This is a genomic window from Streptomyces sp. MK37H (assembly GCF_018035285.1).
GTDB classification, from domain to species: Bacteria; Actinomycetota; Actinomycetes; order Streptomycetales; family Streptomycetaceae; genus Streptomyces; species Streptomyces endocoffeicus.
The window spans coordinates 1-6,300 of sequence record NZ_JAAAYH010000495.1; the positions used below are offsets into that span (position 1 = coordinate 1).

7 protein-coding genes are annotated in these 6,300 nt (G+C 69.8%); all 7 read left to right on the forward strand.

Features of this window, described 5'->3' with window-relative positions:
• A partial coding sequence (locus GWI24_RS38785) for a haloacid dehalogenase type II (protein ID WP_210950728.1) occupies positions 1 to 652 on the forward strand: 652 nt, incomplete at its 5' end.
• Positions 649 to 1,935 (forward strand): FAD-binding oxidoreductase, encoded by a 1,287-nt coding sequence (locus GWI24_RS38790; protein WP_308344236.1) that lies wholly within the window; start codon positions 649 to 651, stop codon positions 1,933 to 1,935. The genes GWI24_RS38785 and GWI24_RS38790, both read left to right, overlap by 4 nt.
• 44 nt (positions 1,936 to 1,979) lie before the next feature.
• On the forward strand, positions 1,980 to 2,927 hold the full coding sequence (locus tag GWI24_RS38795) for an ABC transporter permease (RefSeq protein ID WP_210950729.1): 948 nt from the start codon (positions 1,980 to 1,982) through the stop codon (positions 2,925 to 2,927).
• Positions 2,928 to 2,958: 31 nt separating this feature from the next.
• On the forward strand, positions 2,959 to 3,819 hold the full coding sequence (locus tag GWI24_RS38800; protein ID WP_308344237.1) for an ABC transporter permease: 861 nt from the start codon (positions 2,959 to 2,961) through the stop codon (positions 3,817 to 3,819).
• The gene (locus GWI24_RS38805; protein WP_210950731.1) at positions 3,809 to 4,504 is read left to right on the forward strand and encodes a GntR family transcriptional regulator; all 696 of its coding nucleotides are present in this window, start codon (positions 3,809 to 3,811) and stop codon (positions 4,502 to 4,504) included. Before GWI24_RS38800 ends, GWI24_RS38805 begins: the two co-directional genes overlap by 11 nt.
• A 13-nt stretch (positions 4,505 to 4,517) precedes the next feature.
• Positions 4,518 to 5,576: an ABC transporter ATP-binding protein gene (locus GWI24_RS38810; RefSeq protein ID WP_210950732.1), complete on the forward strand. Its 1,059-nt coding sequence runs from the start codon at positions 4,518 to 4,520 to the stop codon at positions 5,574 to 5,576.
• Positions 5,573 to 6,300, forward strand: a 728-nt coding sequence (locus GWI24_RS38815) for a dipeptide/oligopeptide/nickel ABC transporter ATP-binding protein (protein ID WP_210950733.1), incomplete at its 3' end; no start/stop codon positions are given. The genes GWI24_RS38810 and GWI24_RS38815, both read left to right, overlap by 4 nt.

Here is a 6,300-nt window from a genome sequence, read left to right on the forward strand (position 1 = left end):
CAAGTACATCACCTTCGACTGCTACGGCACCCTCACCGCCTTCGGGATGTCCGCGCTCACCCGTGAACTGTTCGCCGACCGCGTCGCCGCCGACCGCATGGAGGACTTCCTCGACGACTTCGAGGCGTACCGCATCGACGAGGTGCTGGGCGCCTACCAGCTCTACCCCGACGTCATCAAGAACGCCCTGAAGCGGGCCTGCGCCCTGTGGAACGTGGAGTACCGCGAGGCGGACGGCGAGGCGATCGTCGCCGCCGTGCCCTCCTGGGGCCCGCACCCGGACGTGCCGGACGCGCTGCGCACCCTCGCCGAGAGCTATCCGCTGGTGATCCTCTCCAACGCCGCCAACGACCAGATCGGCGGCAATGTCGAGAAGCTGGGCGCCCCGTTCCACGCCGTCTACACGGCGGAGCACGCCCGTGCGTACAAGCCGCGCCTCCAGGCGTTCGAGTACATGCTGGAGCAGCTCGGGTGCGGGCCCGGCGAGATCCTGCACGTCTCCTCGAGCCTGCGGTACGACCTCATCCCGGCGCACGATCTGCGGATCCCCAACAAGGTCTACGTCAACCGGGGATACGAGCCGAGCGTCCCGTACTACGGCTACCACGAGGTCTCGGTCCTGTCCGAGCTGCCCGCGCTGCTCGGGCTGTGAGCGCCGTGAAGACCGTTCCGTACTGGCTGGATACGGCCCCGGCCGGCCCCGACCGCAGCGCGGTGGAGATCGATGGCCGAACGGATGTGGCGATCGTGGGCGCCGGGCTGACCGGGCTGTCCGCAGCCCTCCACCTCGCCCGCAAGGGCACCCAGGTCACCGTCCTGGAGCAGGAGACGGTGGGCTGGGGAGCCTCGGGGCGCAACGGCGGCATGTGCACCACGGGGCTGGCCATCGGTTTCCTCACCGCCGTGGAGCGCTATGGCCTCCCGACCGCCAAGGCGGCTTACCTGGCGTACAACGAGGCGATCGACACCGTCGAGAGGCTGGTGGACGAGGAGGGCATCGACTGCGACTTCTCCCGCACCGGAAAGCTCAACCTCGCCGCCAAGCCCGCACACTACGAGCGTCTCGCCCGCACCCATGAGGCGCTCGCCGAACTGATCGGCTACAAGACACAGTTGATCCCCAAGCGGGATATCCGGTCCGAGATCGGATCCGACCACTACCACGGCGCGATGGCCGACCCTCAGGGCGCCGGACTGCACGTGGGCAAGTTCGTCCGCGGTCTCGCCGAGGCCGCCGCGAACCTGGGAGTGCGGATCCATGAGAAGGCCCCGGTGACCAGGGCGCGCCGGATCGGCGGCACGGTGCACGATCTGACCACCCCGGTCGGCACCTTGCGCGCGGACCACGTGCTCGTCGCCACGAGCGGCTACACCGGCTCCCCGTTCCCCTGGCTGCGCAACCGGATCGTCCCGGTCGGCAGTTTCATCATCGTCACCGAACCGCTGCGGCAGGAGGTGGTCGACGAGCTGATGCCCACCCGCCGGATGGCCTCCGACTCCAAGAACATCCTCTACTACTTCCGCATCACCCCGGACAACCGGCTGCTGTTCGGCGGTCGGGCCCGCTTCGCGATGTCCAATCCGCAGTCGGACGCCAAGAGCGGACGCATCCTGCGCAAGGGCATGCTCTCGGTGTTCCCGCAGCTCGATGGCGTGCGCATCGACTACCTCTGGGGCGGGCTCGTCGACATCAGCCTCGATCAGATGGTCCACTCCGGCGACCGGGACGGGCTGTACTACTCCGTGGGCTACTCCGGCCACGGGGTCCAGATGGCCACGCACATGGGCAAGCAGATGGCCGAGGTCATCGACGGCAGGCCCGAGGCGAACCTCTGGCGGGGGATGAAGTTCCCCCGGGTGCCCGGACACTTCGGGCCGCCGTGGTTCCTGCCGTTCGCCGGGGCCTACTACCGGGCCCTGGACGTCATCAAGTAGCCCGCCGCCCACTCGCCGGAAGAGCCCGGAAGGAGGAGTGAACGATGGTCAGATTCGCCGTACGGCGGCTTCTGGTGCTGCTGATCACCCTGCTCGCCGTGTCAGCGGCCACCTTCGCCATCCCGTACGCCTCGGGCGGCGATCCCGTCCGGACGATCCTGCGGTCCAGGGTCTCCGACCAGGCCCTCGACCCCTCGGCGCTCGCCGCCCTGCGCTCCGAGCTCGGGCTCGACCGGCCGATCCTGATGCAGTATCTGAGCTGGCTCGGCCGAGCGGCACACGGGGACTTCGGATTGTCCTTCACCAGCCGCACACCGGTCGACCAGCTGCTGGGCAGCGCGATGGGGGTATCGGGAACGCTCACCGTCATCGCCATCGGGCTGGCCTTCCTCGCGGCCCTGCCCCTGGGCACCCTCGCCGCGATGCGGCCGGGGAAGCGGCTGGACAACGGGGTGACGGTGCTGACACAGAGCTTCGTCGCCGTCCCCGAATACTGGCTGGCCCCCGTCCTGGTCCTGGTCTTCTCCCGCTACCTCGGCTGGCTGCCGTCCGCCGGATGGCGGGACCCCACCTCGATCGTCCTGCCGGCGATCGTCCTGGCGCTGCGGCCGATGGCCTACTTCGCCCAGGTCACCCGGGCCGCGATGAGCGATGTCCTGGCGTCGCCGTACATGACCGCCGCCCGCAGCCGGGGACTGAGCGGACGTCAGGCCATGCTGCGGCACGGTCTGCGCAACGCCCTGCTGCCGGTGATGACGCTCTTCTCCCTGTGGTTCGCGGGGCTGCTCGGCGGATCGGTGGTCGTGGAGGTCATCTTCGCCATCCCCGGAATGGGACGGCTCGTCTACAACGCCGTGGTCAACCACGACATCCCACTGATCCAGGGCGGAATCCTGAGCATCGTGGCGCTGGCGGTCCTCATCACCACCGCCACCGACGTTCTCTACGCACTGATCAACCCGGCCGTAAGGGTACGCGATGGCGCTGTCTAGCCCTCTTCCGCACAGTCCGGTCCGACGCACCGTGACACAGCGCCTCGCTCGCTGGACCGCCACCTTCCTGCGCACCTTCACCGGCCGGCACTGGACGCTGCGCGCCGGCGCCCTCGTCCTGGCCCTGGTGCTGGTGACCCTGCTGCTCACGCCATGGATCGCCCCCTTCGACCCCGCTCATCAGGACCTCACCCGACGGCTGGCCGGGCCCAGCGCCCAGCACTGGCTCGGCACCGACCAGTTGGGGCGGGACGTGCTCAGCCGGCTGATGTACGGCGGGCGTTTCTCGGTCTCGATCGCGGCGGTCACCCTGCTGCTCTCCGCCGTCGCGGGCACGGTGATCGGAGCGTTCAGCGCCCGGCGCGGCGGGCTCCTGGACGAGGTGGTCATGCGCACCACCGACCTGCTGATCGCCATCCCCGACGTGGTCGTCGCGCTGTTCCTCATCGCGGCCTTCGGCACCGGTTACGGCATGCTGATCGCGGCCCTGACGATCGTGGGGTGGACCCCCTTCGCCCGGCTGATGCGCGGCCTCGCACTGGAGATCAACGGCCGGGAGTACATCGAGGCCGCCGAAGCACTCGGCTGCTCCAAGACGTTCATCGTCTTCCGCCACGTCATCCCCAACGCCCTGCGGCCCGTGCTGGCCCTCGGTTTCCTGCGGTTCGGGCACAAGCTCATCACCGTAGGAGGGCTGTCCTACCTTGGGCTGGGCGTCCAGCCGCCCGACTCCGACTGGGGCGCCATGCTGCTGGACGCCCAGCCCTATATGCAGCGCGTCCCGCTGCTCGTGCTGGCGCCCGGCGCCGCGATCTTCCTTACCGCGCTGAGCGTCACCCTGATCGGCCACGGCATGGAACTCAAACGTAGGAGGAAGACGGATGCCTCATGACGCCGCGTCGGCGGCACCGTCATCGGCCCAGGTCAGCCGCCGTACCCTCGCCTCACAGGTCGTGGAACGGATCCGGTCCGAACTCCTCACCGGCGCCTTCCGGCCCGGCTCCCAGCTGGGCGAGGCCGAACTCGCCGAATCCCTGGGGGTCAGCCGCGGCCCGGTACGCGAAGCCCTCGCCCGGCTGGTCCACGAAGGGCTGCTGCTGAGCGTTCCCCACCGCGGGGTCTTCGTGCCGCTGCTCGGCGAGGCAGACGTCCTCGACATCTACTACGCCAGGGAAGCGCTCGAGGCGGCCGCCTTCCGCCGCGTCATCACCTCGCCCACACCGCCCGGCCTGCTGTCCGCCCTCGACGCGACGGTGGACGAGCTCGCCCGTGCCTCCCGGGTGGGCGACTGGTCGAAGGTGGCCGACCTCGATGTGCGGTTCCACTCACTGGTGATCGAGGCGGCCGGCAGTCCACGCCTCCGCCGCATGTTCGACACCGTGATCGCCGAAACCCGGCTGTGCCTCAACCTCCAAGCCGATGCCGACCCCGCACGGCTCGACCTCCTCGACGAACACCGGGAACTGGCACGACTGATCGCGGGCGACGATGTCGACGCCGCGCTGGCCACCCTCACCCAGCACTTCGAAGAAGCCACCGTGACCGTGCGGAAGCGCCTGCGCGCGGTCCGCCGCTGAAGGGAACCGGAACATGCGTCTGCACCATCATCCTCCGCCGGGTCCGGCGGCCGCCTGTGACACCGCGCTCGACGTCCGGGGCCTGCGGGTGGAGTTCGCCGGAACCGACACCTCCTCGGCCACGCCCGCCGTCGACGGCCTCGATCTGACCGTCCGGCGCGGCGAGATCGTCGCCCTGGTGGGAGAGTCGGGCTCCGGCAAGACCCTCACGGCGCTCAGTGTCATGGGATTGCTTCCGCCCGGCGCCCGGATCACTGGCGGCCACATCACCCTCGGCGAGGACGACCTGGCCTCCCTGCCGCCGAAACGCATGGACCGTATCCGCGGACACCGGATGGCGATGCTCTTCCAGCAGCCCAAGGCCATGCTCGACCCCACGGCCACCGTCCGCAGCCAAGTGGCCGAACCCCTGCGGCTGCATCAGGGCCTCAGCCGCCGCCAGGCGAGGACACGGGTCGTGGAACTCCTGCGCCACGTCGGCATCCCCGAACCGGAGCGCCGGGCCTCAGCGTACGCACATCAGCTCTCCGGGGGCATGGCGCAGCGCGTGATGATCGCGGCCGCCCTCGCCGGGGAGCCCGGACTGCTCATCGCCGACGAGCCGACCACCGCGCTCGACGCCACCGTCCAGGCCCAGATCCTGCGATTGCTCCGCCGTAAGCAGCGCGAATCCGGCATGTCCGTGCTGCTCATCACGCACGACCTCACCATCGTCACCTCGATCGCCGATCGCGTCGCGGTGATGTACGCCGGCCGCGTGGTGGAGGAGGGTTCCGTGCGCGAGGTCTTCGACGCGCCGGAGCACCCGTACACCCGCGCCCTGCTGAAGGCGTCACTGCTGCAGTCGGAGGAGGGCAGGCTCTTCTCGATACCCGGCAGCGCGACGCAGTCCCGCGGCCTGGACCACGGGTGCCGCTTCCAACCTCGATGTCCGCTCGCCCTGGCCCTCGGCATCACCGGGGAGTGTTCGGGTGCCGAGCCTCCCCTGCACACCTGCGGCGGTGAACACCGCTGCCGGTGCTGGGCCTCCAAGCCCGGTGCCGAGCGCGTCGGCGAGGCGGTGGGCGTATGACGGCGCTGACGTCGGATCGCACACCCCCTCCCACGGCGCGGCCGCCACTCGTCGTCGTCGAGGACCTGGTCAAGCACTTCGCGCTGAAGGGCGGGGCGTTCGGGGGCAAGCAGTACGTCCACTCCGTCGACCGTGTCTCGTTCTCCATCGCTCCCGGCGAAGTGCTCGGCCTGGTGGGGGAATCGGGCTGCGGAAAGAGCACCCTCGCCAGGGCCATGCTCGGGCTGACCCCGGTCGACTCCGGACGCGTGCTGTTCGACGGGGCCGACGTGGCCCGGGCCAAGGGCCGTGAGCGAAAAGCCCTGCGCCGTTCGATGCAGCTGGTCTTCCAGGACCCGTTCGCCGCGCTGGATCCCCGGATGCGCCTGGGGACGAGCCTCGACGCACCCCTGGCCCAGCACGGTCTCGGCAGCCGGGAGGAGCGTCACCAGCGCGTCCTCGAGGCGCTCGGTCATGTGGGGCTCGACGCGTCGTTCCTCGGCAGGCGCCCCGTCGAATGCTCCGGCGGCCAGCTCCAGCGGATCGTCGTGGCCCGCGCCCTGCTGCTCCGCCCGCGCCTGCTGATCTGCGACGAACCCACCTCCGCCCTCGATGCCTCGGTCCGCGCCCAGATCCTCAACCTGCTGATCGAGCTGAAGGACGAACTGGACCTCACCCTGCTGATGATCTCCCACGACCTGCGCGTCGTACGCCACATCTGCGACCGGGTGGCGGTCATGTATCT

Coding starts and splice junctions, on each gene's coding strand:
- GWI24_RS38795 (WP_210950729.1), top strand. CDS start 1,980: ATGGTCAGATTCGCCGTACGGCGGCTTCTGGTGCTGCTGATCACCCTG.
- GWI24_RS38805 (WP_210950731.1), top strand. CDS start 3,809: ATGCCTCATGACGCCGCGTCGGCGGCACCGTCATCGGCCCAGGTCAGC.
- GWI24_RS38810 (WP_210950732.1), top strand. CDS start 4,518: ATGCGTCTGCACCATCATCCTCCGCCGGGTCCGGCGGCCGCCTGTGAC.